18 protein-coding genes, 1 tRNA gene and 1 pseudogene are annotated in these 24,333 nt (G+C 67.6%); 11 read left to right on the forward strand and 9 right to left on the reverse strand.

Going from position 1 to position 24,333, the window contains the following annotated elements:
* Positions 1 to 28: 28 nt before the first annotated feature.
* Positions 29 to 919, reverse strand: coding sequence for a TonB-dependent receptor domain-containing protein (locus CMV14_RS04390; protein WP_066959426.1), 891 nt, complete (start codon positions 917 to 919; stop codon positions 29 to 31).
* Positions 920 to 1,223: 304 nt separating this feature from the next.
* Here CMV14_RS04390 and CMV14_RS04395 point away from each other — a divergent pair, with 304 nt between their 5' ends.
* From CMV14_RS04395 to CMV14_RS04405, 3 genes are all read left to right on the forward strand, one after another.
* Entirely contained in the window at positions 1,224 to 1,607 is a 384-nt protein-coding gene (locus CMV14_RS04395; protein ID WP_238147188.1) for a hypothetical protein, read from the forward strand.
* Positions 1,608 to 1,656: 49 nt separating this feature from the next.
* A complete protein-coding gene (locus tag CMV14_RS04400; RefSeq protein ID WP_066959422.1) occupies positions 1,657 to 3,501 on the forward strand; it encodes a M48 family metalloprotease in 1,845 nt (614 codons plus the stop codon).
* A 176-nt stretch (positions 3,502 to 3,677) separates the two neighbouring features.
* On the forward strand, positions 3,678 to 6,689 hold the full coding sequence (locus CMV14_RS04405; protein ID WP_066959420.1) for a CHAT domain-containing tetratricopeptide repeat protein: 3,012 nt from the start codon (positions 3,678 to 3,680) through the stop codon (positions 6,687 to 6,689).
* A gap of 131 nt (positions 6,690 to 6,820) precedes the next feature.
* Here the strand turns inward: CMV14_RS04405 and CMV14_RS04410 are convergent, their stop codons facing one another.
* Entirely contained in the window at positions 6,821 to 7,006 is a 186-nt protein-coding gene (locus CMV14_RS04410; RefSeq protein WP_066959417.1) for a hypothetical protein, read from the reverse strand.
* Positions 7,007 to 7,202: 196 nt separating this feature from the next.
* On the opposite strand from CMV14_RS04410, the gene CMV14_RS04415 reads away from it, so the two are divergent.
* From CMV14_RS04415 to CMV14_RS04430, 4 genes are all read left to right on the forward strand, one after another.
* Entirely contained in the window at positions 7,203 to 8,381 is a 1,179-nt protein-coding gene (locus tag CMV14_RS04415) for an SGNH/GDSL hydrolase family protein (RefSeq protein WP_066959416.1), read from the forward strand.
* The gene (locus CMV14_RS04420; RefSeq protein WP_066959414.1) at positions 8,378 to 9,796 is read left to right on the forward strand and encodes an SGNH/GDSL hydrolase family protein; all 1,419 of its coding nucleotides are present in this window, start codon (positions 8,378 to 8,380) and stop codon (positions 9,794 to 9,796) included. Before CMV14_RS04415 ends, CMV14_RS04420 begins: the two co-directional genes overlap by 4 nt.
* Positions 9,797 to 9,921: 125 nt before the next feature.
* Complete coding sequence (locus CMV14_RS04425; RefSeq protein WP_066959412.1) at positions 9,922 to 11,319, forward strand: MBOAT family O-acyltransferase; 1,398 nt, start codon at positions 9,922 to 9,924, stop codon at positions 11,317 to 11,319.
* 14 nt (positions 11,320 to 11,333) lie between these two features.
* Positions 11,334 to 11,663 carry a hypothetical protein gene (locus tag CMV14_RS04430; RefSeq protein ID WP_066959410.1) on the forward strand — a complete coding sequence of 110 codons (330 nt, stop codon included), beginning with the start codon at positions 11,334 to 11,336 and terminating at the stop codon, positions 11,661 to 11,663.
* A 227-nt stretch (positions 11,664 to 11,890) separates the two neighbouring features.
* Here CMV14_RS04430 and ybaK read toward each other — a convergent pair.
* Together ybaK and CMV14_RS04440 are read right to left on the reverse strand one after the other, a co-directional pair.
* Positions 11,891 to 12,361, reverse strand: a pseudogene (ybaK, locus tag CMV14_RS04435) (Cys-tRNA(Pro) deacylase); the annotation flags it as partial.
* Positions 12,362 to 12,601: 240 nt separating this feature from the next.
* Complete coding sequence (locus CMV14_RS04440; protein WP_066959408.1) at positions 12,602 to 13,180, reverse strand: cell wall hydrolase; 579 nt, start codon at positions 13,178 to 13,180, stop codon at positions 12,602 to 12,604.
* Positions 13,181 to 13,743: 563 nt separating this feature from the next.
* Between CMV14_RS04440 and CMV14_RS04445 the strand changes: the two genes are divergently transcribed.
* From CMV14_RS04445 to CMV14_RS04455, 3 genes are all read left to right on the forward strand, one after another.
* Positions 13,744 to 14,883: an AI-2E family transporter gene (locus CMV14_RS04445; protein WP_066959406.1), complete on the forward strand. Its 1,140-nt coding sequence runs from the start codon at positions 13,744 to 13,746 to the stop codon at positions 14,881 to 14,883.
* Positions 14,884 to 14,971: 88 nt separating this feature from the next.
* Positions 14,972 to 15,048: transfer RNA gene (locus CMV14_RS04450), tRNA-Asp, on the forward strand.
* Positions 15,049 to 15,230: 182 nt separating this feature from the next.
* On the forward strand, positions 15,231 to 16,388 hold the full coding sequence (locus tag CMV14_RS04455) for a GGDEF domain-containing protein (RefSeq protein WP_238147189.1): 1,158 nt from the start codon (positions 15,231 to 15,233) through the stop codon (positions 16,386 to 16,388).
* Between the two features lie 14 nt (positions 16,389 to 16,402).
* Here CMV14_RS04455 and CMV14_RS04460 read toward each other — a convergent pair whose 3' ends face one another.
* Together CMV14_RS04460 and CMV14_RS04465 are read right to left on the reverse strand one after the other, a co-directional pair.
* Positions 16,403 to 17,131, reverse strand: coding sequence for a metallophosphoesterase family protein (locus tag CMV14_RS04460; protein ID WP_066959401.1), 729 nt, complete (start codon positions 17,129 to 17,131; stop codon positions 16,403 to 16,405).
* The gene (locus CMV14_RS04465; RefSeq protein ID WP_066959399.1) at positions 17,128 to 18,006 is read right to left on the reverse strand and encodes a diacylglycerol/lipid kinase family protein; all 879 of its coding nucleotides are present in this window, start codon (positions 18,004 to 18,006) and stop codon (positions 17,128 to 17,130) included. Before CMV14_RS04465 ends, CMV14_RS04460 begins: the two co-directional genes overlap by 4 nt.
* Before the next feature lie 79 nt (positions 18,007 to 18,085).
* Between CMV14_RS04465 and CMV14_RS04470 the strand changes: the two genes are divergently transcribed.
* Positions 18,086 to 18,457 (forward strand): hypothetical protein, encoded by a 372-nt coding sequence (locus tag CMV14_RS04470; RefSeq protein ID WP_096616471.1) that lies wholly within the window; start codon positions 18,086 to 18,088, stop codon positions 18,455 to 18,457.
* 80 nt (positions 18,458 to 18,537) lie between these two features.
* On the opposite strand, the gene CMV14_RS04475 is transcribed toward CMV14_RS04470, so the two are convergent.
* From CMV14_RS04475 to rpoC, 3 genes are all read right to left on the reverse strand, one after another.
* Positions 18,538 to 18,885 carry a hypothetical protein gene (locus CMV14_RS04475; protein ID WP_066959395.1) on the reverse strand — a complete coding sequence of 116 codons (348 nt, stop codon included), beginning with the start codon at positions 18,883 to 18,885 and terminating at the stop codon, positions 18,538 to 18,540.
* Between the two features lie 468 nt (positions 18,886 to 19,353).
* Entirely contained in the window at positions 19,354 to 19,794 is a 441-nt protein-coding gene (locus CMV14_RS04480) for a hypothetical protein (RefSeq protein WP_066959393.1), read from the reverse strand.
* Positions 19,795 to 19,979: 185 nt separating this feature from the next.
* Positions 19,980 to 24,251: a DNA-directed RNA polymerase subunit beta' gene (gene rpoC / locus CMV14_RS04485; RefSeq protein ID WP_066959391.1), complete on the reverse strand. Its 4,272-nt coding sequence runs from the start codon at positions 24,249 to 24,251 to the stop codon at positions 19,980 to 19,982.
* Positions 24,252 to 24,333 lie beyond the last annotated feature (82 nt).

A 24,333-nucleotide genomic window follows, 5' to 3' on the forward strand; every position in this document is an offset into this window, starting at 1 on the left:
AGCGCGTCGGGGGGGCGCCGGTTCCCGGTCAGCCGCCCTGGCCAAAGCGCAGCCGCGCCCGCAGGCCCAGGACGCGGGGCTCGTCCGCGATCAGCGATTGCCCGTTGTCGGCGGCCGTAGGCCGATTCTGGCGGTTGAGCAGGTTGGTGGCGAGCGCCTCGATCTCGAAGCCGTTGGACAGGCTGTAGCCGAGCTGCGCATTGACCAGCACGGCTGATCCCTGGCCCGCCATGTCGGCGCCCAGGCCGATCGCCGATCGCCAGGCCAGGCTGGGGGTGAAGGCGATCCGTCCGACGCCGGCCGGCATCAGCAGCACCGCGCCCACCGCCGTCGACCGGTCCGGCGACAGGCGGAATTTGCGGCCGTCACGCACCCGGTTCTTCAGCCGTCCCCCGCGCCAGGCGTAGGTGGCGAACAGGCTCAGGCGGTCGCTGGCGGACCAGCGCGCCAGCCCCTCGATCCCATAGACCTTGGCCTTGCCGGCGGCGGCGGTCATCAGCCGGCCGCCCTGGCGGATGCTGGTCTGGAGGTTGCGGAATTTGTTGTAGCTCAGCCCCGCCTGCAGCGCGATCGCATCGCTGGCCAGCGCGCTGCGCAGGCCGATCTCATAATCCTCGACCTGCTTGCCCGGCAGCCGGCTGAAGCGCGGCGCATCGCGCAGCAGCAACGCGGCGGCGGGCTGATCGATGCTGCCATGCGCGAAGCTGATCAGCCGGGCCCCCTCGGGCGCCGCGCCCAGCGCGGGGGATCGGGCCTCCGTATCGCCGTCGGGGCGTGGCTGGCCGATCAGCTCGGCCACGCTGAACGGACGGACGCGCAGGCCCAGCCAGTTCGATGGCATCGGCATGTCGGGCACGGCCAGCGCCGGCGCGGGCATCATGGCAAGGCCCAGCATGGCCCATCGGCGGATCGGTCGCATGGTCTTCCCCCCTGATTTGGCGGCGGGATAACCTATCGCGATGACCCGCCCGTGGCGGGCTGGAGTCAGCGGTGGGTCATGGCCGAGTCAGAAATATTGCGAATCGCGCGCGGCGCGGTCCGCCATGCTATGCTGCGGACATAGGAGGACCGTCGCGCTGTGATCGAATCAACAGCGGCCCCTTTTCAGGCCGCTAAGGTCATGGCCGAAGGAAATCGTCTGAATCCTGCGGGCAACCGGATGGGCCCCGCTTCCGTACAGGAAGATGGGCGGCCGGGCAGGGATGGGAGCAATGATCATGCGGATGGCGCGTCTTTTCGGGATGGCCCTCGCCCTGGCGGCGGCGTTGCCGGTCGTGGCGGCGCAGGCGGCCGATATCCCGTCGATCAAGGCCTATAAGCGCGATCCGCTGCCGATCTACAATGACGAGGGCACCAAGGTCCGCGACGTTGCCGTCGCCGCGATGCCGGCGGTGGGCAGCGCGGGCGCGCAGGTGGTGCGCGCCAAGCCCGGCTTCGTCGGGGTCAATCTGGGCGGCGAACTGGCCTGGCTGCGGCTCTCGACGGTCGATTATGTCGGCGATCTCGCCGCGATCAAATGCGACGCCAATGCGATGAGCTTCGCCAAGCTGGAAGAGGACGGTCTTCAGCAGTCGCTGGGGCTCGGCTGCGGCGGCGGGGGCAAATAGCGGGACGGAAAGGGGGACAATCGGGGGCGTAACAGGAGGATTTTTCGAGATGCGAAACAGCGTGATCCTGGCCGCGATGACGGCCGCGCTCGCCGTCGCCCCGATGGCCGATGCCGCCCCGAAGAAGAAGGCGCCCGCCCGCTCCGCCAAGCCCGCCGCGGCGCCCGCCGCCCCGCCGGTGATGGCCGACCTGCCCGAGCCCGCCTATGTGCCGCTCAGCGGCTGCCCGGTTCCTGCCGCCGGATCGCTTCCGGTGGTCAAGAAGATCGACAAGAAGGCGCGCGGCAAATTCTCGATCGACAAGGCGCCCTTCATCGCCACGCTCGATCCCGGCGATCTCTGCGTCACCAACGGCAAGATGCGCTCGGGTGCCGGCGCCACGGCGGGCGCGATGGGCCTGTCCTCGCAGGTGATGAACACCCGCGCCGCGCGCATGGACCTGATGACGGTGCCGGCGGTCGAGGCCGAGTTGCGGCCGATCCTGGAGGCGTTCGCGAAGGCCTGGCCCTATGCCCCGCTGGAGCGGACCCCGAAAATCCTGTTCCGCGCCGACGAGGCCTATCAGGCGCAGGCGCTGCCCGACAACACGATCATCGTCTCGATGGGGCTGGTCGAGGCGGCCCAGTCCGATTCGGAACTGCTGTTCAGCCTCGCCCATGAATATGCCCATCTGCTGCTCGGCCATTTCACCAAGGCGGAGACGATCGCGGGTGCCAAGGGCGCGACCCAGGCGGTGTCGATGGCCTGGTCCGCCGGCAGCGCCTTCAACGCGATGAAGAACAGCGGCGGCGGCGCGACCGGCATGCTCACCAGCGCCCAGACCGGCTTCGACAAGGGTGCGCGCAGGTCGGCCCCGATCGCCGAGGCGCTGCGCTTCGCGGTCGACGACATCTTCGCGCCCTCATGGAACCGCGATCAGGAGAATCAGGCCGACGCGCTGGCGATCGACCTGCTGGTGCGCAGCAACATGACGATCGACAGTTACGCCAATGTCTTCGCCCGGCTGCAAAAGGCGTTCGAGACGGAGAAGGCGTCGAAGGACAAGCGCAAGGCGGCGGCCGAAGCCGTGCAGGCCAGCATGGCGGAGGCGATGAAGGGCGTCGCCACCACCACCGCCACCACCGCGGCCTTCAGCGGCGGCGCGGGCATGTCGGGCCTCGGGTCCAGCCTGCTCAAGACGGCGGGCGGCACCCTGCTCAACAACCTGCCCAACATCACCAAATCGCTGGGCGGCGACAGCCATCTTCCGCCCGAGGAGCGGCGCAACGGCCTCGCCGCCTATTTCCAGGCCGGCTACCCCAATGCCGAACCGCCGATCGACAACGGCGCGCTGCTCGCCCGGATCAAGGCGAAGCCCGATTTCGCGCGCGCCGTGTCCACCCGCAATGCCTATCTCAAGGCGCGCGGCAGCTATTTCGCGCAGGACTATGCCGGCGCCGCCGCCCAGTTGCGCGGCCTCGGGGCCGGCACGCGCACCGCGCCGACCTTCGTCAACTATGTCGCCGGCCTCGCCGCGCGCGATCAGGGCAATGTGCCGATGGCCGCCGGCTTCTTCGATGCCGCGCGCACCGGCAGCGGCGTCCAGAACCTCCAGCTCTACGAGACCTATACCGAGATGGAGATCGGCGCCGGCGACGTGAAGGACAGTGCGGCGCTGATCGCCGAGGGCAAGGCCCGCTTCAAGGACCCCGACCATTTCAAGGCGGTCGAAATCAAGCGCGACGTCGCGGCGGGCGACATGGCCAACGCCCAGCTCGTCTACAGCGCCTGCATGGGCGTGAAGGGCCGCGACTATATCACCGAACGCTGCAAGGCCGCGATGCCGGCCGGCGCCGCCCCTGCGCAAGGCGGCATGCCCGGCGGGCTCCCGTTCAAGCTGCCGTTCGGGGGATGAGGAAAGCTCGGGGATACGGGCCGCTCCCCTCCGGAGGAGGGCGCCCGCCATCCAATATCGTCATCCCGGACTTGATCCGGGATCCCGCTTCTTCTGCCTTTTCTTCCTTAAGTCGCACGCTTGACGCACGAAGGAACAGCGGGATCCCGGATCAAGTCCGGGATGACGGATGGAAAGTGGCTCGCACTTCCTTGCTGGTCGCCCTCACCCTCATAGCCACCCCGCTCGCCGCCCAGCCCGTCCCCGATCGCCTCCCCCAGCTCGAACGCCAGATCGCCACCGCCACCGCCGCCCGCCGCTGGGATCAGGCGATCACGCTCGGCCGCGAGGCGCTGGCGATCGAGCAGGCGCGGTTCGGCCCCGATCATCCCGAAGTCGGCGGCACCCTGTCCTTGATCGCCGGCTGGCTGGTCGAGCAGGGCAGGCCCGCCGAGGCGACCCCGCTCTATGCCCGCGCGCTCGCCATCTTCGAAAAGGCCGCCCCCGGCGGCAAGCGTGCCGAGCAGGCCGCGTCGAACCTGGCCGCCAACCTCCAGGCGCTCGGCCGCTACGCCGAGGCGGAGAAGCTCTATCGCGCCGCGCTCGATCGCGCCGTCGCAAAGGGCGCGCAGAGCCGCGCCGCCGCGCTCGCCTATAACAACCTCGCCTACGCGCTTGGCCGGCAGGGCCGCTTCACCGAGGCGCGCGATCTGTACGGCAAGGCGCTCGCCATCGCCCTGGCCTGGGACCCCGAGGATCTCGATCTCGCCCTGATCGAAAGCAATGTCGCCGCCAATCTCGACGCGCTCGGCCGCCCGATCGAAGCCGAGCCGCTCTACCGCCAGGCGCTCGCGGTGCGGATCTCCGAGCTTGGCCCGGACGATCCGGCGGTCGCGACCAGCTATAACAATCTCGGTTTCAACCTCGACGGCCAGGGCCGCCATGCCGACGCCGCGCCAGCCTATGAGCGCGCCCTGAAGATCAGGTCGGCGATCGATCCGCAGGGCCTCGCCACCGCGACGAGCATCAACAATGCCGCGCATAATCTCAACCGGCAGGGCCGCCATGCCGAAGCCGCGCCGCTCTATGCCCGGGCGCTCGACATCTGGCGGCGTGTCTATGGTCCCGGTCATCCGGTCACCGCGATCGGCCTGTCCAACGTCGCGGTGAACCTGGAACGGCAGGGCCGGGCGGCCGAGGCGCAGCCCTTGTTCGAACAGGCGCTGGCGATCCGCCTGAAGGCGCTGCGCAGGGGCCATCCCGATATTGCCACCGCCCGGCTGCGGCTCGGCCATGTCCTTGCCGCGCAGGGGCGCTTCGCCGACGCGCTTTCGCTCTACCGGCAGGGCGTCGCCGCCCGGCGTGCCGCCTTCGGCCGCGATCACCCGGCGCTGGCCGAGGCGCTGACCGATCAGGCCGGGGTCTATCTCGCGCTCGGCCGCACCCGCGAAGCGCTCGCCGCCGCGCGCGAGGCGGCGGAGATTGTCCGTCGTCGCCGGCTCGGCCGGATCGGCGATGCGCGCGACGGCGACGCCCAGCAGCAGGCGAGCGGTCAGGATCCGCTGGCCGGCGCCTTCGCCATGCTGATCCGCGCCGCCTGGGCCCGCGCCGAGCAGGCCCCACACGAAACGGAAGGGCTGCGCGCCCAAGCCTTCCTCGCCGCGCAGGACCTGTCGGTCTCGGCCGCCGCGCGCAGCATGGCGCGCACCGCCGCGCGCACGGCGGCGGGGGAGGGGCCCTTGGGCGATCTCGTCCGCCGCCAGCAGAGCCTGTCCGATCGCGCCGCCGAGCTCGACGCCCGCCTGCTCCGCCAGCTTGTGGACGGTGACAGCGCCCAGATCGCCGCCACCCGCGCCCAGTTCGTCACGGTGGGCCGCGATCTCGCCGATGCCGATAGGGCGCTGCGCTCCGCCTTTCCCGATTATGCGCGGTTTATCGGCGCGCAAAGCCTGCCGCAGGCCGAGGCGCGGGGCCGGCTCGATGCCGGGGCCGGGCTGCTGCTGGTCGCGGCGGCGGGGGATGATCTCTACAGTTTCGCGCTCGGCCCGGGCGGAGCGGCCTGGGCCCGGCTCGACAAGGGGGCGCTCACTGCCCCCGCCACGATCCGCGCGCTGCGCTGCCAGGTCGATCCCAAGGCGTGCGGCGATCGCGCCGCCCAGGGCTGGCCGGCCTTCGATCGGACCCGCGCGCATATCCTCTATCGCGATCTCGTCGCCCCGGTCGAAGCCGCGCTCGGCTCGGCGAAGGCGCTGTTCGTCGTCACCGGTGGCGCGCTCGCCGAACTGCCGCTGGCCCTGCTGCCGACCGCCGCGCCGCAGGGCAGCGACGCTGATCCGCAGGCGCTTCAGAACACCCCCTGGCTCGCCGATCGCTATGCGATCACGGTGCTGCCCGCCGTTTCGGTGCTCCGTGCCGTCAAGGCGGGGCCGGCCGAGGCCGCCGATGTCCAGTTCGTCGGCTATGGCGCGCCGCGCTTCCTTGGCCCCGCCGGCCGCGAGCGCAAGCTGGACGAGTTCCTGCGCATCCCCCAGCCGGTCGACCGGGCGGGGCAGGGCCTCACCGATCCTTCCGCGCTGCGCGAACTCAGCCCGCTGCCGGGCACGGAGGTCGAGCTGAAGGCGATGGCGGCGCTGCTCAGCAGCCGCACCGATCGGCTCCATCTGGGCGATGCCGCCACCGAAGGCTCGGTGCGGCGCGATCCGGCGGTGGGCACCGCCCGCATCATCGCATTCGCAACCCATGGCATATTGCCGGGCGAGATTGGCGGCCTGCGCGAGCCGGGCCTCGCCTTCACCCCGCCCCAGACGAGCAGCCCGGAGGATGACGGCCTGCTCGCCGCGTCGGAGGTGGCGGGAATGCGGCTCTCGGCGGACTGGGTGATCCTATCGGCCTGCAACACCGCGACGGCGGACGGCACGCCCGGCGCCGACAGCCTGTCGAGCCTCGGCCGCGCCTTCCTCTATGCCGGGGCGGGGTCGCTGCTCGCCAGCCGCTGGCGCGTCGCCGACGACGCCACCGCCGCGCTGACGGTCGAGACGCTGGCCGCCCGCAAGGCAGGCCTCCCCAGGGCCGAGGCGCTGCAGCGTGCGATGGCGGTGGTTCGCACCGGCCGGCGCGCCGATGGTTCGCCGATCGAGGGCTGGTCCCCCGCCTGGGCGCACCCGGCCGCCTGGGCGCCGTTCACCGTGATCGGCAGCGATGACGGGTAGGTTGATGGCCTATCCCAAATGCGTCACCCCAGCGCAGGCTGGGGTCCATGTCTCTCGACAGCCAGACGGCATCGAGTGGGAAGACAGACATGGATGCCAGCCTTCGCTGGCATGACGATGAAGGAAGAGGCCTACTCGTGCGGTCTCAATCCCCAGTTGAGCTTGTCGACCACCTCCGCCAGCGGTTCGGTCACGGTCACGCTGCGGCCCTCGCCGAAGCGTATGCGGGTGCCTTCGCTCACCTGGCTGATGAAGGTCACCTGATTGGCGTTGATCGCGGTTTCGACCCGATCGGCGCCGACGAACATGACGAGCATGGCTTCTCCTCTCCCGGTTCTGCCAAAGCGAGGATAGCGGCATGGGCCGGCGCGGCAACCCGTGATTCCAGTGCGCCGGGCTGGTCGATCCGGCTCGACAGTGCATCGCCCCGCATATTAAGGACCGCTCAGAGCGCGTGACGTTGATCTCTCCAGCCGCGTTGTGATGTTTTCGGGAGTGTATGCGGGTGGTTCGATGAGGGGCGCGCTGTTTCTGTTCGATCGGACGGCGGTATTGTTCCTGGGCGTCGCGGCGGGTGTCGCGATCGGTTACGCCTTCGGGGTCAGGCAGCAGGTCGAGGTGCCGGTGGAGATGGCCGCCGAGGGCGTGCCGCCCGGCGCTGCCGGTCCCGCGTCGACGGATGCCCTGACGGCCGATGGACGCCCGGCGGCGGCAGCGGCGCCCGGGGCGCTGCCCCAGCAGCCGGTGGAGGCCGAGAACCGGCCGATCCAGCCCGGCATCGTCAACGCGATCGCCGCGGGCCGGCCGGTTCGCGTCGGCGTGTTCGGCGACAGTTTCGGCGACGGCATCTGGTCGGCGCTCTACAACCAGCTCAGCCGCAAGGCCGGCTATCAGGTGATCAAGTATAGCCAGCAGGCGACCGGTTTCACCCGCTACAAGACGCTCAACGTGGAAGAACATGATCGCGGCCGCCTGGCGAAGGCGCCGGTCGACGTCGCGGTGATCTCCTTCGGCGCCAACGACATGATGGGGGTGGCCGATGGCGGCCATGTCTATCGGCTGCTGACCCCCAACTGGAAGGCGGCGATCGCCCGCCGCGTCAGTTCCTATGTGCAGATGCTGCGCGGGCAGGGGGCGATTGTCTACTGGGTCGGCCTGCCCAAGATGCGCGAGGCGGAATATGATGCGGATGTCGTCCGCATGAACGCCTTCTACCGCGATCTGATGGGCCGGCTCGGCGTCGCCTTCATCGAGACCGCGCCCTACAGCGTCGATGCCGATGGCCGCTACGCCGCCTATCTGCCCGATCCGGCGACCGGCAAGCCCCAGCTGATGCGCGCGAATGACGGCATCCACATGTCGATGAACGGCTATATCCGCATCACCCGCGGGCTCGCCGGGCGCATCCGTTCCTATGTCGATCAGGCACGCGGGCAGGCGGGCGCGGGCGCGCCGCCTCCGCCGCTGGTCGAACCCGCGCCGCTGCCCGCTCCGCTCGTCACGCCGCCGCCGGTCAAATCCGCCCCGAAGCCGCCGAAGCTCGAAGACCCGCTCGCCAATGAGAGCGACGTCGCCAAGCCGGCCAAGGCGGCGCCCGAGCCGGCCTTGCCCCCCGCCAAGGGCGCGCCCGCCGACCTGCTCCCGCCGGAACTGCGCGACGATGCGGGCGGCGAAAGCGGCGGCGGCCGATGATCGGCCTGTTCGCCCTCGCCGCCGCGACCGCCGCGACGCCTGCCGTGACAGGCGATTGCGCTGGGGCCCTGTGCGATTATTCGGTGCTGCGGCCGTGGTTCGAAAAGCTCGCCGCCGCGCGTGGCGGCAGCGGCAAGCCGGTCCACATTCTCCAGATCGGCGACAGCCACACCATCGGCGATTCGATCACTGGCGCCTGGCGGGAGGCGCTGCAGGCCCGCTACGGCAGCGGCGGGCGCGGCGTGATGCCGCCCGGCAGGCCCTTCCAGGGCTATAATCCGCGCGGGGTCAGCGTCGATATGTCGCCCGGCTGGACGATATCCTCGATCTTCGGTGCCGGATCGCAGAATCCGGCCGGCGCGCGTGGCCTTGCGGGTTTCAGCATCACCTCGAACGTCGCCGGCGCCCGGATCGGGCTGACGGCTTCGGCGAACGAGACCTTCACCCGCCTGATTCTCTGCGCGACGGCGGAGCCCGGCGCCGGCAATCTTGTCGTCACGGCCGGCAGCCAGGTCGACCGGATGGAGCTGGGTGCCCTGCTCACCCGCCCCGAATGCAAGACCTTCGAATATGATCGGCCGCAATATGCGGTCTCGGTCGTCACCGAGGGCGGCCCGGTGACGATCACCAGCTGGGCCAGCTTCCGCGATGCCGGCGGGGTGGCGCTGTCGAACGTCGGGGTGGTCGGATCGCAGTTCGTCCATTTCAGCCGCAACGACGATGCCGTGGTGGCGGAGGAGCTGCGCAGCTACGATCCCGATCTGATCGTCATCGCCTTCGGCACCAATGAGGGCTTCGCCCCCCGCGTCAGCCCGCAGGAATATGAGATCACCCTGCGCACCCAGATCGGTCGCATCCGCCGCCTCGCGGGCCGGGTGCCGATCCTGCTGCTCGGCGCGCCCGACGCGCTGACCCGCCGCAACGAACTCCTCTCCAACGCGCCCACCGTCACGCCCGCGCCCTGTATCGAGCCGGTCACCCTGCCGCCCGCCGATCCGCCGCCGCCGCCCGTAGCGTCTCCGGCCGATCCGCAAGGCATCGACGACGTGCTCGACTCGCTCGGCCGCAGCGCCGCTGTCGCCGGCGGCACCGCCCCGGTCGTCCCGGCGCCCGCCGCCACGCCCGCGCCGCGCACCGGCTGGGCGATCACCGCCCGCCCGCTCTTCCCGCCGCCGGGGCTGAAAGTGGTGCGAGAGGTGCAGCGCAAGGTCGCCCACCAGCTCCGCCTGGCCTTCTGGGACTGGGAAGCGCGGATGGGCGGCCGCTGCACCGCGGTCACCTGGGTCAAGCTGCAGCCGACCCGGATGCGCGGCGACTATGTCCATTACAACACGCTCGGCGGGCAGGACATCGCCGGCCGCCTCCAGGCCGATCTCGACGCCGCGATGAACGCTGGCGGAAGCTGGTGGCGATGATCCTACGCCCACCTCCCGTCATCCCGGGCTTGACCCGGGATCCCGCTTTCTTCCGCGACGCCGAAACGAAAAGCGGGACCCCGGATCACGTCCGGGGTGACGAAACTGTGGGATCGGCCCGCTAGATGCTCTTCCCCACGCTCGATTTCGGGCTGTTCTTCCTCGCCGCCTTCGTCCTCGTCTGGGCGGTGTCGGCCAGCAACGAATGGCGCAAGCTGCTGCTGCTGGTACTCAGCTGGGCCTTCTACGGCGCGTGGGACTGGCGGTTCGTCGCGCTGCTGATCGCCTCAGCCGTGATCAACTGGGGCGCGGCGGGGCTGATCTACGCCGCGCGGACGCGGGGCACGCAGAAGGCGATCGTCACCGTCGGCGTGATCGCCAATCTCGGCATCCTCGGCTTCTTCAAATATTATGATTTCTTCCTCGAACAACTCGGCGCACTCCTCGCGGGCTGGGGCATGGCGCGCGATCTTCCGCTGCTGCAGATCGTGCTACCGGTCGGCGTGTCCTTCTTCACCTTCCAGGGCATGTCCTATCTGATTGACGTCTATCGCGGGCGTCTCAAGGCGGCGTCGCTGCTGGATATCACCCTGCTCATGTCCTTCTTCCCGCATCTCGTCGCGGGGCCGATCGTGCGCGGCGCCGACTTGCTGCCTCAGTTCGAAAAGACCCCCCGGCTCAATCGCGACATGGTGGCGATGGGACTGCTGCTGATCGTCTGGGGGCTGTTCAAGAAGGCGGTGGTCGCCTCGGAACTGTCGGTCAACCTCGTCGATCCGGTGTTCTTCGATCCGTCGGCCCATTCGAGCCTCGATCTGCTGCTCGCCGCCTATGGCTATGCGGTGCAGATCTATTGCGACTTCTCGGCCTATAGCGACATGGCGATCGGCATCGCGGCGCTGTTCGGCTACCGCTTCCCGCGCAACTTCAACCAGCCCTATCGCGCCGCCTCGCTCCAGGATTTCTGGCGTCGCTGGCATATCAGCCTGTCGAGCTGGTTGCGCGACTATCTCTATATCGGCCTCGGCGGCAATCGCGGCGGCCTCTTCATGCAGTGCCGCAACATATTGCTGACGATGCTGCTCGGCGGCTTCTGGCACGGCGCCAAATGGACCTTCCTGATCTGGGGCGGCCTCCATGGCGGCGTCCAGGTGATCGAGACGCTGTGGCGCAAGGCGGGACTGCCGGGCCTGCCGAAGCTGCTCGCCATCCTCGTCACCTTCCACATCGTCACGCTCGGCTGGATTTTCTTCCGTGCCGAAAGCTTCGACGCCGCGATCGCCTATCTCTCCGGGCTCGGCGCGGGCGATTGGCACAACGGCATGACGACGCCGCTGCTCGCCGGGCTGATGCTGCTCGGCATGGCCTTTCACTTCACCCCGCCTGGGCTGGCGCAGGGGATCGCGCTGCGGCTGAGGCTGCTGCCGGCGCCGCTACTCGGCCTGCTGGTGGCGGCCGCGATCCTGCTGGTCGATGCGATGCGCTACGAAGGGGTCGCGCCCTTCATCTACTATCAGTTCTGACGGAGGCGGTCCGCATGGCGCGCGAGATGAAGGATCATGAGCTGGCCTCCCCGGTCGATCTCCCCGCCGAACCGATCGAGGACGGCGATCCGCTGCTCTGGACGACGCTGATCATCGCGGTCGCGGCGCTGGTCCTGCTCGTCGCCAACGCCGGCACGCTCGCGGCCTGGGTCGACGAGAAGCCGGTGTCGGAGGCGCAGCAACAGGCATCGCAGGCCGCCGCCGACTGGAAGGCGGCGATGGACGACGCCGGCGCCACCGCCCCCCGCGACTGGCTCCACGCCCGCTGGAAGGAACTGCAGGCGATGCGCTTCGCCGACGAGGCACAAGGGGGCACGCAATAGCGAGCCTTGCAGCCCTCTCCCATCTTCATGGGAGAGGGTTGGGTGAGGGTCTTCTTCTTCTTCTTCTTCTTCTTCTTCTTCTTCTCGCGATCGGTTGGACAGGTCGGCAAGACCCTCACCTATTAGCCGGTATGGGATGCTCCCAGCATCCCACAGGTCATGCCGGGGGCATGACCGGCCGGCTCACTCCTCTCCCGCGAAGGCGGGAGAGGAGTGAGCCGGCTATCCGCCACGATCGCCTTCACCACCGCGCCCAGCGCCCTGGCCGCGTCGCCGGGCGCCAGCCGCACCTGCAACCCGCGCTGGCCGCCGTTGATATAGACCAGCGCTTCGGCCATCGCGGCTTCCTCGATCGCCACGGGCACCCGCTTCTTCTGGCCGAACGGGCTGATCCCGCCGACATGATAGCCGGTGATGCGCTCGGCATCGGCGGGCGTCATCATCGTGGCGGATTTCGCGCCCAGCGCGGCGGCGGCCTTCTTCATCGAAAGCTCCTGATCGGACGGTATCACCGCGCAGGCGGGCCTGCCGTCGATCTCGATCATCAGCGTCTTGAGCACGCGCGAGGGATGCTCCCCCAGCGCCTCGGCCGCCTGCAGCCCCACCCGTTCGCCGCCCGGCGCATAATCATAGCTGTGGACGCTGTGCGCGATCTTGGCCTGGGTCAGGAATTGCGTGGCACGGGTGGTCTTCGACATGGGCGCGATCTGCCCCATGCGCGATCCAAACGAAAGTCGGATTCCGAAGAAGAAGCGGGATCCCGGATCAAGTCCGGGATGACGTTAGAAGAGAGTCGAGAGCGGATCGGCATTTGGTTCAGGGCGAGCCGAAAAGCGTGATTTCCGAGCACCGGAGCGCAGCGTACTTGATGTACGTGAGCACCGGAGCACAGGAAATCGCGCTTTGCAGGCCGGCCTGGGCCGAATGACGAACCGCTCTTATCTGTAGAAGACGTGGTCGCCGACCATCGAGATGCGCTGACGCGTCCGGAAGAAGCGGTTCGGCGAATGGGAGGCGGCGTGGTAGAAAACCGCGCCGGGGACGACCTGGTCGCCTGCGCCGGCCATCGCCTGGCGCGATACCTCCACGGCAGTGGCCCAGCGGTCGGTGGTCCGCTTCGGGTTGTAGGATGCCGTCTGGAAGAACTGGCCACGCTGGTTGACCACCTCGCAGACCGATTCGCCGAAGCGATCCTGGCCGACGCGGTTCATGATCAGCTGGGCGACGGCGAGCTGGCCGCTGCGCGGCTGGTTGCTGGCTTCGTGGTGCACGACCTTGGCCATGCACTCGAGCTGCTTGTCGATCTTGCTGCTGGCGGAGGCGATCGCCTCCTTGAAAAGGACCCGATCGATGCCGTCATCGACAATCCTGTCGTCGGCGGTGATCTGGGGAGTGAGTTCGTAGGCGAGCGTCGGCTGCGTCGACGCGGGAATAGCCGCAAAGCCCATCGCGCCCGTTGCAGCGGCAATCAGCATCGCCGCGAACATGAGCGGGTGTTGAGCGATTTTCGCGGTCATTCAGTACTCCATGCAATGCGCAAAAGCTCACTCTCGCCCGAAACCTGAAACACAGGGCGAGGTGCTCTTTCACGTCTTGTCGGCAGGGAGGCGGTAAGTACGTCGTGCCCCCGGACGACCCGATTGGCGGTCCCCATGGCGGCTAGGGCGGTATCAAGTCAAGAAAAGCACGATGAGTCGTTCCGTCGACAGGACGGACGGTGAAATGACCTGCAACCCCAATATATGGTGTTTTGCTGCAACTGCTAACGCAACCGGCCATATCTTTGCCATGAAGCTGTTGTCTTCTCGTAATAATTTCGGGGCGGTAGTCGCTCCTTTTTCGGCAATGTGCTGGCGGTGCGATGCTGGGTTGGCGATAAGGGCCGGGCAGCCGGAATCGGGGGCGGAGCGAATCGATGGAGGATGGGGTGGTCGACAGGGAAGGGCAGCCGGCAGCAGCCGATGCCGCGCCCCCCGGCTCGCCCGCGCCGCCTGGCTCGTCTGCGTCCGCGCAGGCCGCGTCCCCGCCCCCTGAGGCACCGCCACCTGGAGCTCCGGTCGTCGATGCATTGCGCGATTCGATGGCCGCGCAGGTGGAGATGGCCTATCGCCGCGATCGGCTGCTTGCCTGGCTGGCGCTGACGGCCGGGGCGGGGATCATCCTCGCCATACCCTTCGCGCTGCGCTCGGGCTCCGAATTCTTCCTGCCGGTCACCACCGCGCTGGTGATCGCGGTGGCGATGGTGCCGCTGCTCGAATGGCTGGAACGGCGCGGCCTGCCGTCGCCGATGGCGGCACTGCTCTGCGTGCTCCTGTTCCTCGGCCTCGCCAATGCGGCGATCGCCTCGGTGATCGTGCCCGCCACCGAATGGTTCGCGCGGCTGCCCTCGCGCATCCAGCTGATCCGCAGAAATCTGTCGCCGCTGATCGACATCTATTCCTCGTTCGAACGCTTCGTCGACGAGACGATGGGCTCGCTGCTGCGCAATTCGGCGGCGCGCGGGCGCACGGTGACGGTGCAGCAGCCCAATTCGCTGTTCGATTATGTCGCCAGCGCGGCACCGCACCTGCTCGTCCAGATGGTTTTCTCCACCCTTGTCGTCTATTTCTTCCTGTCGAGCTGGACGCGGATGCGGCGGCGGACGATCACCAGCCGGGGCAGCTTCTCCAGCGCGATGACGACCGCGCGGGTGATCCAGGAGATGGTCGATCGCACCTCGGCCTATCTGGCCACCATCACGGCGGTGAACATCGGCATGGGCGTGCTGGTCTCGCTGATGCTGTGGTTCGCGGAGATGCCCAGCCCGATCATGTGGGGTGGCCTTGTCGCGATCCTCAACTACATCCCCTATTTCGGCCCGATCGTCGCGGCGGGCCTGCTGGCGGTCGGCGGGCTGATGACCTTTTCGGATCTCGGCTATGCGCTGGTGCCGGCGCTGCTGTTCGTCGCGGTCCACCTCGTCGAGGCGAATGTGCTGACGCCGATGCTGGTCGGCCGGCGGCTGACCATCAATCCGCTGCTCATCCTCGTCGCGCTCAGTTTCTGGAGCTGGGTGTGGGGCACGCCGGGGGCGCTGCTCGCGGTGCCGCTGCTGATCATCGTCAAGACGGTGCTCGATGCCGCGGGCCGGCCCGACATCGCCGGATTCCTGTTCGCCGAGGGCACCTTCACCAACACCCATCAGGACGAGGAGGCAGCCCTCCCGCCCGAGCTCCGATGATGATCCGGCCGCACGCCGGAAAATGATGCTCAGGCGTGTTGACAGGGCGGCGGGGCTCCACTAGGTGCCCCCTCCACCGACCAAGTTCGCGGGTGTAGCTCAGTTGGTTAGAGCGCCGGCCTGTCACGCCGGAGGTCGCGGGTTCGAGCCCCGTCACTCGCGCCATTCCTTGGAATGGTCCCCCCATCGCCAGCCGCGCGATCAGCGAAATATAGACCAATGTCCGAGATATTCGGCATTGCTTGGATATCGTTTTGCGGCATCTTCTGCTAATAATATTGCACGCATCTCCGCGTGTGAGTGGCAGGGCGCATGGAGCCTTTGGTTTGAGTTCATGGCGTAACCTGTTGCGGAACCGTGGTCGCGCTGCCGGCGTGATGAAGGAACGGTTGCCCGAAGGCACCTATATCGAACTGGTCCAGTCGCTGTTCGGCCTCACCCTGCCGGCGGTGATCATGACGCTCTGCTTCGTCGGCACCGGCGCCTATATATTGTCGCGCCACGAAGACGATCTTCTCCTCCTGTTCTACGGCATCGGCATCATTGCCTCGGTGGTGCGCCTCGCCGTGCTGTTCGGGCTGCGCGCCAAGGCCCGGACGCCGGGGCTCGGCGGGCATGTCGCCCGTTCGATCGAACGGCGCTTCGGCTATTCCTATATCGCCTTCGCGGCGGCCTTCGGCCTGTTCAGCGCGCGCGCCTATGGGGCGGTCGAAACCGATCTGCACATTCCGCTGGTCGCGATGGTGTTCGGCTATGGCGCCGGCGTCGCCGCCACCGTCTCGCTGCGCCTGTGGGTCAGTGTCACCGCGATCCTGATCGCGATCGTGCCGATGATCCTGGTCAGCCTGTTCATGCCCGGCGGCGCGCATTGGGGTACGGGGGTGCTCACCGGGCTGTTCCTGGGCGGCGGCGTGCTGTCGATGGTGCAGCGCTACCGCGAGACCTCCTCGCAGATATCGATGCGCCGCCTGATGGAGACGCTCGCCCGCCAGGATTCGCTCACCGGCCTGCCCAACCGGCTGGTGCTGCGCGAGCGGTTCGACGCGCTGGCCGCCGGATCGGACGAATCGGCGCTGATCGCGGTCCACTGCGTCGACATCAACCGGCTGGAGCCGGTCAACGAGATGTACGGCCACATGGCCGGCGATGCGCTGCTCAAGGCGGTGGCGCAGCGGCTGCGGCGCGTGGTGCGGGGCGACAATCTCGTTATCCATCTCAACGGCGACGATTTCGTCGTCATCCAACCGAATATGACCGAGCCGCGCGAGGCCGAGCTGCTCGCCCACCAGATCGTCGCCAATCTCGACAAGAGCTACGCGGTGGCGGGGGAAGACATCATCATCACCGCCAATATCGGCTATGCCGTCGACATGCAGAGCGGCGCCGAGCTCGAACGGCTGCTCGTCGCGGCGGAACGGGCGCTGCTCAGCGGCAAGCGGGGCGCAAGCGGGGTCGCCGCGTCGGAGGGCGATCCCTGGCGCGGCCACGCCCATGCGGCGGCCTGATCGGGGTACCCGGTTCAGCCCATCGTCCGCGGCACCGTCTCGATCCGTCCGCCATCGATCGTCAGCATGTTGAAGGAAGGCCGCGAGGCGCGCGTGCGCTGGGACAGCGTTCCCGCGCCGATCACCCGGATCGCCCGCCCGCCCGCCTCGATTTCGGCGTCGAACGGGTCGTGGACATGGCCGCTCAGCACCGCGCCGGCCCCGGCTGCCGCCAGCTGGGCAAGCGCTTCCTGCCCGCGCAGCGTGCGCCCGCGCGACCGGATGTCGTCGCGGTCCACCAGCGGGTGATGGGCGGCGATCACCGCCACCGCGTCGGGCGGGCGGCGGTGCAGCAGCGTCAGGGCGGCGTCCAGGCTGCGGCGGCTCACCACCCCCCAGGACCAGTTGTGGCGCCATTGCGCGCGCGCGGTGGTCTTCAGCGGCACCAGCCATAGGCCCGGCAGGTCCAGCGGCTTTTCCAGGTGGCGTTCCAGCCGCCGGAAGCGCCGATAGGGGCGCAGCAGCCGGCTGATCGGATTCCACGGCAGGTCGTGATTGCCGGGCTCGATCGTCATGGGCACGTCCAGGCTTTCCAGCCAGCGCGCCGCCGCCTCGAACTCGGCGGCGCGGGCGCGCATCGTCAGGTCGCCGGTCACCGCCACGGCATCGGGCCGCTCGGCCGCCACCGCCCCGGCGAACCAGTCGAGCGCAGCCTCGTCGGCGCAGCCGAAATGCAGGTCGCTGACATGGAACAGGCGGATCATTGCTCGTCCTCGCTGCCGATGGTGCGGATGAAGCCTAGCCGGGTCATGCCATGCGAAACGCGCAACGGGCCGGGAAGCTTCACGCTCTCCCCGTCGAACAGCAGGTGGATCGCGCGGCCGCCCTCGATCGACGCGGCATCGGGCGTCATGATCGTGACGGCAGGCGAGGTGCGCCAGTCTCCCGCCAGCCATTCGAGGCCCAGCCTGACGGCGCCGATCCAGCCGTCGACGTCGATCGCCGCGATTTCCATGCCGCCGGGATCGGGAATCGCCACCACCGCGCGGTGCCGCCGGTCGCGCGGTGTCCCGCGCAGCCTTACGCCGCCGGCGAAGCTGCGCGTCCAGGCGATCCGCGCGGCGCGCCAGGCCGCCTGCAGCCGGCCCTTGCGCACGGCCTCGCGTGCATGGGCCCAGGCAGCGGGCGGCCCGGCGATCATCGCGACGAAGGCGCGGTGCGGCCCCGCCTCGACGAAGGGTAGGGGAATGGCCTCCGGCGCCGGATCAGCGGCGGCGCGCGCCACGATCGCTTTTGGATCGGCACTGCCATGAAGCTGTTTCGCCAGCATGTTCATCGTGCCGCCGGGTAGCACCAGCACCCGACCGCCCCAGCCGTCGAGCGCGCAGGCCGCCGCATTGATTGTGCCGTCGCCCGCGAACAGGATCAGCAGTTCGATCCGCTCGGTAGCGAGATCGTCGGCGCGCGGCAGCGGCTCGTCGGGAAAGATCGTTGTGCGGACCAGTTCGATCGCGGTCTCCGCTGCCAGCGCATCGATTGAGTGCGTCTCGGTCACCGATCCGGAGGCGGGGTTGACGATCAGCCAGGCGCGCATGGCGCCGGAAAGCCCCACCGGGGAGAAGGGTTCCGCCTTCTTCACACGCCGGGGACAAAAACAATGCCACCACGCGTTATCTCCGCGATGGCCCGCCCCCTTGGGGTGGGTGAGCGAGGAAGAGATGATGCATTGGTTCAAGGCTCTCGCAGCGGCCGCGCTGCTGGCGGTTGCCGCCGGGCCGGCCCAGGCGGCCGACTGGTGGTTGGTGCCGGCGCGGCCCGGCGCCCAGGCGGTGATGTTCGCCGATGTCGAAACGCTGCAACGTCAGGGCGGCGTCGTGTCGCTGCGGGTCCTGCGGATCGACCGCGCGGGCCGCTCGGGCGAAAGAGTGGAGAGGATCCGCTGCGATGGTGCCCAGATGGATTTCCCGCTGCACCGCTTCGCCTGCGCGTCGGGTGCCGAGCGTGAGCGCTATGGCCTGATCCTCGCGGGGATGCCGCCGGACGAGGCGGCACGGATGGTCTTCGCGATACCCGCCCGCCCGCGCTCCTGACGCCCGGATTCATGCCGATCATTCACGAAAAAGGCCCGCCGGATCGCGCCGGCGGGCCTTTTTCGTCACCGATGATCGGTTCAGTCGATCATCGCCAGCGCACCGGCCATGCCGCGCTGCGCCAGTTCATGCGACATCGCCCCGCCGCTCAAGGTCGCCATGTCGATATTGGGCTGGTCTAGCACCGCCTTGTACAGGTCGCGGGCCTCGCTGCCGCGCTTCTCCTGCAGCCGGATCGCGGCCAGGTTCAGCAACACTTCGGGCGATCGGTCGCCCTTCTGATAGGCGGCCTCCAGCTTCGCCTCGATCTTGCCGATGCGGCCCTTGGAGATCGAAGCCGCGCCATAGGGATCGGCGACCTCGGTCGGCTGCGCAAGCACCGGCACAGCGAAAGCGAGCAGTGCGCCGGCGAGAACAACCTTGAACATTGGCAAACCCTCCGATTCGAATAATCGTCTTTGTTGCATCATCATGACAGAATCGACGATTTTCGGAAGAATTTTGTTGTTACACTTTTATGACGCTTTGGAAGAATATTTTCGATCTTTGCCGCGCAGGTAGAAGGCTGCGTAATCCAGGCATAAACTTGAGGTGAACCATCCTCGTCATGCCGAACTTGTGTCAGCATCTGTTCATCCGTGCGAACGCTGAGCCCAATGCGTCATTCCCGCGAAAGCGGGAATCAACGGTCACGATGGGCAGGAGCCTCTTGCGCACCGCCGCCCACGGAACCCAACCTCATCGTCATCCCGGGCACGACCCGGGATCCCGCTTCCTTGTGACAGCGGAAAGATCAGTGGAGCGGAGGTCCAGCAAGAGCAGGGAAGAGTGTCCGGCATTGGCGGGTCCGAGACAGCGAGCTTTGTTGAGCCCTAAGTTGTCCCCTCTTCCGTCTCTCAAACTGGTCGCCGATCAAATCCGGCGGCAGCCAAGGCAGCAATTCCCACCATAACGCTCAATGGTATCCCAACGAAGAACGGCAGAAGTCCAATGGACAAGGCGGCAGCGGTCCACTTCCTTTCTAGCATCGCATGGTGGGATCCTTCGAACCCGCTAAAGTAAAAATAGGCCAACGCGGCCATCGCGATGAAGAAGATCGTCGCTGCACTTCGCGTTTTTGAGCGCCTGTTTACCGCGCCGCAGACAATTGCAGCGACCCCGAACGGCATGAAAAGGAAAGCAATGCCGAGTTTGGTCGTAGACGCCCATTCCAGATGCCCGTGAACTGCTTCGCTGAAGGAGTCTCCGCCTACCGTCATCCGGGTGATCAGATCGGACCCCGTGACGGCGACTAGGAAGGCGGTAATCGCAATGAGCAGATAAGCTCTTATTGGCATTAGCAGGCCTCCGAAAGGTCTTATGTACGCTTCCCGCAATGCAAACTCGTGTGCCGATGCCGCTATTGGTCGTTCCCGGAAAGTCCGCTCGGTACCACACAGCTCTGATGCCTCCCCCAAACAAAAACCCCGCCGGATCGCTCCGGCGGGGTCTTCTTGTTCGCGATCGCCGGAGCGACCCCGGATCACGCCTCGTTGAGGTAATCGCCCGCATCGGCGTCGGTGCCGTGGGTCTCGCCCACCACCGCGCCCAGCGGATCGTCGCCGGTGTCGGCCTCGACCGGCTGGCGCAGCTCGGCCTCATGCTCCTCGGCGGCGCTCTGCGGCGCGATCAGCGACTCCTGCCAGTTGCGCTGCGCGGCGCGGAGCGCGGCGTCGCGGCTGCTGGCGGTGACGCGCAGGCGGCTCATGCCGGCGCCGGTGCCCGCCGGGATCAGGCGGCCGACGATGACATTCTCCTTCAGGCCGTTCAGCGTGTCGACCTTGCCCTGGACCGAGGCGTCGGTGAGGACGCGGGTGGTCTCCTGGAACGAGGCCGCCGAGATGAACGAGCGGGTCTGGAGCGAGGCCTTGGTGATGCCGAGCAGCACAGGCTTGCCCTGCGCGATCGTGCGGTTCTCGGCCTCGGCCTTGGCGTTGATCTCGTCCATCTCCTCGCGGTCCACCTGCTCGCCGGGGAGCAGGGTGGTGTCGCCGCCGTCGGTGATCTCGACCTTCTGCAGCATCTGGCGAACGATCGTCTCGATGTGCTTGTCGTTGATCTTCACGCCCTGGAGACGATAGACCTCCTGGATTTCCGACACGAGATATTCCGCGAGCGGCTCGATGCCGAGCACCTCGAGGATATCGTGCGGATCGGGCGAGCCGCCGATCAGGTTGTCGCCGCGCTTGACGTAGTCGCCTTCCTGCACGTCGATGACCTTCGACTTCGGCACCAGATACTCGACCGCGTCGCTGCCATCGTCCGGACGGATGATGATCTTGCGCTTGGCCTTATAGTCCTTGCCGAACTCGACCCGGCCGGAGACCTTGGCGATGATCGCGTTCTCCTTGGGCTTGCGCGCCTCGAACAGTTCGGCGACGCGCGGCAGACCGCCGGTGATGTCGCGGGTCTTGGCGGATTCGCGGCTGACGCGGGCGAGAACCTCGCCGGCCTTCACCGTCTGGCCGTCCTCGACCGAGAGCATCGCGCCCGGCGCCAGCATGTAGCGCGCGGTCTCGCCCGACGAGTCGTCGAGCAGGGTCAGGCGCGGACGGAGATCCTCCTTCCGGCTGGTGGCGCGATACTCGATGACGACCTTCTGGCTGATGCCGGTGGCTTCGTCGGTCTGCTCGGTCAGCGTCTGGTTGTCGATCAGGTCCTGATACTTCACGACGCCGCCGGTCTCGGTGATCACCGGCATGGTGAAGGGGTCCCACTCGGCCATGCGGTCGCCCTTGGAGACCTTGGCACCGTCATCGAGCAGCAGGTGCGCGCCATAAGGCAGGCGATGGCTCGCACGCTCGCGGCCTTCGCTGTCGATCACCGCCACTTCGCCCGAACGGCTCAGCGACACGCGGCGGCCGCGCGGATCGGTGATCGTGCGCAGCTCGCGATACTCGATCGTGCCGTCGGCGACCGATTCGAGGTTGGACTGCTCGTTGAGCTGCGCCGCGCCGCCGATGTGGAAGGTCCGCATCGTCAGCTGGGTGCCCGGCTCGCCGATCGACTGCGCCGCGATGACGCCCACCGCTTCGCCGATGTTCACCGGTGTACCGCGGGCCAGGTCACGGCCATAGCAGGCCGCGCAGACGCCGCCCTTCGATTCGCAGACCAGCGGGCTGCGGATCTTGACGCCCTGCACGCCGATCGCCTCGATCGAAGCGACCATCGGCTCGTCGAGCAGCGTGCCTTCGGAGACCAGCACCTCGTTGGTCTTCGAATCGACGATGTCCTCGGCCAGGGTACGGCCCAGGATGCGTTCGCCGAGCGACGCGATGGTGGCGCCTCCCTGGACGATCGCCTTCATGTCGAGCGCGCGGTCGGTGCCGCAATCCACCTCGACGACGACGCAATCCTGCGACACGTCGACCAGACGGCGGGTCAGGTAGCCCGAGTTCGCCGTCTTGAGCGCGGTGTCGGCAAGACCCTTGCGGGCGCCGTGGGTCGAGTTGAAATATTCAAGGACGGTCAGGCCTTCCTTGAAGTTCGAGATGATCGGCGTTTCGATGATCTCGCCCGACGGCTTGGCCATCAGGCCGCGCATGCCGGCAAGCTGCTTGATCTGCGCGGCGCTACCACGGGCACCGGAGTGCGCCATCATGTAGATCGCGTTGATCGGCTTCTCGCGGCCGTCCTCGCCCTTCTTGACCGCAGAGATTTCCTTCATCATCTCGGCCGCCACGCGGTCGCCGCAGCGCGACCAGGCGTCGATCACCTTGTTGTACTTCTCCTGCTGCGTGATCAGGCCGTCCTGATACTGCTGCTCGAAGTCCTTCACCAGGGCCTTGGTCTCGTCGACCAGCGGGTCCTTCGCGTCGGGGATGATCATGTCGTCCTTGCCGAACGAGATGCCGGCCTGGAAAGCGTGACGGAAGCCCAGCGCCATGATCGCGTCGGCGAACAGCACCGTCTCCTTCTGGCCGGTGTGGCGATAGACGATGTCGATGACGTCGCCGATCTCCTTCTTGGTCAGCAGGCGGTTGACCGTCTCGAAGGGCACCTTGTGGCTCTTCGGCAGGGTCTCGCCCAGCAGCATGCGGCCCGGGGTCGTCTCGACCCGCTTCATATACTGCTTGCCGTCCTCGTCGGTCTGCGGAACGCGGCTGATGATCTTGGTGTGCAGGGTCACCGCCTTGGCGGCCAGCGCCTGGTGGACTTCCTGCATGTCCGAGATCAGCGATCCCTCGCCGGGCTCGCCTTCCTTCAGCATCGACAGATAATAGAGGCCCAGCACCATGTCCTGCGAGGGCACGATGATCGGCTTGCCGTTGGCGGGCGACAGGATGTTGTTGGTCGACATCATCAGCACGCGCGCTTCCAGCTGCGCTTCCAGCGACAGCGGAACGTGCACGGCCATCTGGTCGCCATCGAAGTCGGCGTTGAAGGCCGAGCAGACCAGCGGGTGCAGCTGGATCGCCTTGCCCTCGATCAGCACCGGCTCGAACGCCTGGATGCCCAGGCGGTGGAGCGTCGGCGCGCGGTTCAGCAGCACCGGATGCTCGCGGATCACCTCGTCCAGGATGTCCCAGACTTCCTTGCGCTCCTTCTCGACCCACTTCTTGGCCTGCTTCAGGGTCATCGAGAGACCCTTGGCGTCCAGCCGGGCGTAGATGAACGGCTTGAACAGCTCGAGCGCCATCTTCTTCGGCAGGCCGCACTGGTGCAGCTTGAGTTCCGGACCGGTCACGATCACCGAACGGCCCGAATAGTCGACGCGCTTGCCGAGCAGATTCTGGCGGAAGCGGCCCTGCTTGCCCTTCAGCATGTCGCTGAGCGACTTCAGCGGGCGCTTGTTGGCGCCGGTGATGGTGCGGCCGCGGCGGCCGTTATCGAACAGCGCGTCGACCGACTCCTGCAGCATGCGCTTCTCGTTGCGGACGATGATGTCCGGCGCGCGAAGCTCCATGAGGCGCTTGAGGCGGTTGTTGCGGTTGATCACGCGGCGATAGAGATCGTTGAGATCCGAGGTCGCGAAGCGGCCGCCGTCCAGCGGCACCAGCGGGCGCAGGTCCGGCGGGATGACCGGGATGACTTCCAGGATCATCCATTCGGGGCGGTTGCCCGATTCCAGGAAGCTCTCGACGACCTTCAGCCGCTTGATGATCTTCTTGGGCTTCAGCTCGGACTTGGTCTCGGCCAGCTCCTTGAGCAGCTCCTCCTTCTCGCCCTCGAGATCGAGCTCCTCGAGCATGCGGCGGACCGCCTCGGCCCCGATCCCGGCGGAGAAGGCGTCCTCGCCATATTCGTCCTGCGCCTCGAGCAGTTCATCCTCGTTGAGGAGCTGATACTTCTCCAGCGGGGTCAGGCCCGGCTCGATGACGATGTAGGACTCGAAATAAAGTACGCGCTCCAGCTGCTTCAGCTGCATGTCGAGCAGCAGGCCGATGCGCGACGGCAGCGACTTCAGGAACCAGATGTGCGCGACCGGGGCGGCCAGTTCGATATGGCCCATCCGCTCGCGGCGGACCTTCGAGACGGTGACCTCGACGCCGCACTTCTCGCAGACGATGCCCTTGTACTTCATGCGCTTGTACTTGCCGCACAGGCACTCATAATCCTTGATCGGGCCAAAGATGCGCGCGCAGAACAGGCCGTCACGCTCGGGCTTGAACGTGCGATAGTTGATCGTCTCGGGCTTCTTGATCTCGCCGAAGGACCAGCTGCGGATGCGCTCCGGGCTGGCGATGCCGATCTGGATCTGGTCGAAGGTCTCGGGCTTCGCGACCGGATTGGCGAAATTGGTCAGTTCGTTCATGGGTTCGAACCCTTCCTGGAAAATCTGAACCCTCTCCCGCCTTCGCGGGAGAGGAGGGGCCCGCCGCCGTCAGGCGGTGGGA

It is taken from the genome of Rhizorhabdus dicambivorans (assembly GCF_002355275.1).
Classification (GTDB): domain Bacteria; phylum Pseudomonadota; class Alphaproteobacteria; order Sphingomonadales; family Sphingomonadaceae; genus Rhizorhabdus; species Rhizorhabdus dicambivorans.